This is a genomic window from Bacteroidales bacterium (assembly GCA_012519055.1).
Taxonomy (GTDB): Bacteria; Bacteroidota; Bacteroidia; order Bacteroidales; family Salinivirgaceae; genus JAAYQU01.
Genome location: JAAYQU010000025.1, coordinates 1 through 2,685 on the forward strand (window position 1 = coordinate 1; position 2,685 = coordinate 2,685).

2 protein-coding genes are annotated in these 2,685 nt (G+C 39.7%); both read left to right on the top strand.

Features of this window, described 5'->3' with window-relative positions:
• On the top strand, positions 1 to 1,793 hold a 1,793-nt coding region (locus tag GX311_05030), incomplete at its 5' end, for a hypothetical protein (protein ID NLK15743.1).
• A 654-nt stretch (positions 1,794 to 2,447) separates the two neighbouring features.
• Positions 2,448 to 2,685 (top strand): hypothetical protein (locus tag GX311_05035; protein NLK15744.1); only part of this gene is annotated, 238 nt, incomplete at its 3' end.

Here is a 2,685-nt window from a genome sequence, read left to right on the forward strand (position 1 = left end):
ATGCCGATAACAGCAAAGCTGGCAAAGGCGGGTTCGCCATAGGTGGAGTTTCAGCATGGAAAGGTGGAGAAATAAAAGATATATTTCATGCTACGGTTGACAGCACAAAAATTTACGTTAGCGAAGAAACAGGAGGCGCAGGCAAAGGTCGCTTTTCTGTTGGCGGGCGTTCAACTACAAAAGGCAATGAAAAAAATTTTTTTGATGTAAACACCGCCACAACAGCCGAAACCATAACCAACCAAAACCGAATATTGTGGTACCCACAAAAAAATGCCTTTATGACAGGACATCTATTTGTTGAAAGTGCTGACTCAGTTGGAGAAAACTCATTTGCAAGCGGCTATAAGAGCAGGGCAATTGGCAACTACTCACAAGCATTGGGGTACATGGCTGTAGCAAGGGGCATATACTCCACCGCAATTGGCAACCAAGCCATAGCTAATGACTCAAACTCATTTGCTCTTGGCGAAATGGCGATGGCACAAGGGGTAGAGAGCTATGCCTTTGGGCGCGGAGCGAGAGCCACGGGACATAGAAGCTTTGCCTTTGGTAGTGCAGCACCCGGAGGCGCAATAGATACTATCACTTGGACCATAGCAGGTGCACCCGTAGCCAGTGGCAACTTTTCGTTTGCTTTTGGAAATGGAGCCTTAGCACAAGGTCTTGGTAGTATATCACTGGGTTATAACAATATGGCCGAAAGAAGTTTTGCATTAGCATTAGGCAGTGAGACCAAAGCAACGGGAGCTTATAGCACTGCAATGGGTCACAATACCAAAGCAAGCGGAGCTTATAGCACTGCCATGGGTCGTGAAACCACAGCAAGCGGAGCTTATAGTGTCGCCATGGGTCGTAAATCCACAGCAAGTGGAGATCATAGTATCGCCATGGGTCATAATTCCACAGCAAGCGGACCATGGAGCACTGCTATGGGCGCAAGCACTACAGCAAGCGGATTATGGAGCACTGCAACAGGTTGGAATACCAAAGCAAGCGGAGGGAATAGCACTGCTATGGGTTGTTCTATTGAAACACAGGGAAACTTCTCCTTCGGCATTGGATTAAAGTTTCAAACTGCACCTGTAATTACCGACCCTAACACCATGGCAATTATGGGCGGCAATGTGGGTATTGGTACGGTATCACCAACTCATACCCTTAGTGTGATAGGTGATATTTTTACAAGTGGGAACTTGCTTGTTGGAAATATAGGAGAAACTGGCACCGCTTATAAACTAACGGTTTCTAAATCTGTTTCATCGGGGTTCGTAGCCTCAATCAAAAATTCAGGAGGGACGAAAACAAGCCACGGCTTACGTATTCAAGCAGGAGCAATGACAGAAACGGGAGCCAATTTTATTACGTTTTATAAACCATATAATAATACTTCATTACCAATAGGTTCAATAACTCATTCTGCAACATCGGCTGTATCTTATAATACTTCTTCTGATAAACGGTTAAAGGAGAATATTCGTAAGACCAACTATACAGTACACGATCTGATGAAAATAAAAGTAATTGATTTCAACTATCTGTTTGATGAATCAAAAACTGCTGTAACTGGATTTATCGCACAGGATATGTATGAAATATTTCCTACACCAGTTACCAAAGCAGACGATGTAAATGATTATTGGTCAATAGATTATGGTAAGGTAACACCCTTAATAGTTAAAGCGGTACAGGATCAGCAAGAAATCATTCAATCACAGCAGAAACAGATCGAATCACAGCAAAAGCAGATAGATGAGCTGAAGGCTTTGGTGGATAAACTGATGATGAAATAGTAGTATTGCTTTGTCGTTACGATATTGACCGCCGTAGCAAACAAACGACAAAACAAGGGACTAAATGAAACAATAAAAGAGCAACAAGAGCTAATTAACAAACTTATTGAAGAATTAAAAACCAAAGAATGTTTTTCAAATGTAGAGACGTCATATTAAGGCGTCTGTGTCATAATATGACGTCTCTATAAAATATTTTTTCTTTTAATACCAATGTAGCATATACATAGTCCAAAAGAACGATAATGAAGTTTGGACTATTATTATTTGGTGCGCTTGATTTATAGTAATTAAAATCGTTTTTCGAGTGTTATACCAATTGTAATTTAAAAATAGCCCAATCTTTTTAAAATTTTACAATTGTAAATGCCGATGTTACAGACACATAGCCCAAAAGAGCGATAGCGAAGTTTGGACTATAGTGTGTGTCCAATCGGTATTATTCCTGAGATGAGAGAAGCATTTTGTTAACAAATCATTAACATTTTTATTGTCAAAACACATCTGGCGCATGTTGCTGATAATCGCAGTGTTATAGCGGCGGTGGGAATAATTTCGTCCATTCATTAAAAACACCTATTGCACCATAAAATTATTTTATTTTATTTTACACTATCAAAATGGCAATATACAATTAACTAAATATCAAGCGTTATGAAAAGAATTTTACTCTCAACCCTATTGTGCTTGGCACTATTTGCAACATCAAACGCACAACAACAAGGTTTTAATTATCAAGCCGCCATACAAAAACAAGATGGCACTACACTTCAAAATCAAGAGGTTAATTTACGGATTAGTTTGATTGACCAAAGCGGCAATACCGTATATTACTCTGAAACACAAAACAGTACTACCAACAATCTTGGTATAGTTAACTTAATAGTAGGGC